The sequence below is a fragment of the Streptomyces sp. URMC 127 genome, from assembly GCF_051386535.1.
GTDB lineage: Bacteria > Actinomycetota > Actinomycetes > Streptomycetales > Streptomycetaceae > Streptomyces.
In genome coordinates, this window is record NZ_JBPQTW010000555.1 from 1 (window position 1) to 257 (window position 257).

A 257-nucleotide genomic window follows, 5' to 3' on the forward strand; every position below is an offset into this window, starting at 1 on the left:
AGCGAGGCCTCCCACAGCGCCGACTCCACCAGCGCCTCAGGCGTGGCCTTGCCGTACTTCTGCAGCAGCCGCCGGTCCAAAGAACCCGCGTTCACGCCGATCCGGATCGGGGTGCCCGCATCCGAGGCCGCCTTCGCGATCTCCTTCACCTTGTCGTCGAACTGCCGGATGTTGCCCGGATTCACCCGGACCGCCGCGCAGCCGGCGTCGATGGCGGCGAACACGTACTTCGGCTGGAAGTGGATGTCCGCGATCAC

The 257-nt window shown here is 67.7% G+C and carries 1 protein-coding gene; it reads right to left on the bottom strand.

Going from position 1 to position 257, the window contains the following annotated elements; genetic code table 11:
* Positions 1 to 257, bottom strand: a 257-nt coding sequence (locus ACSNOH_RS35365; protein ID WP_436725525.1) for a flavodoxin-dependent (E)-4-hydroxy-3-methylbut-2-enyl-diphosphate synthase, incomplete at both ends; no start/stop codon positions are given.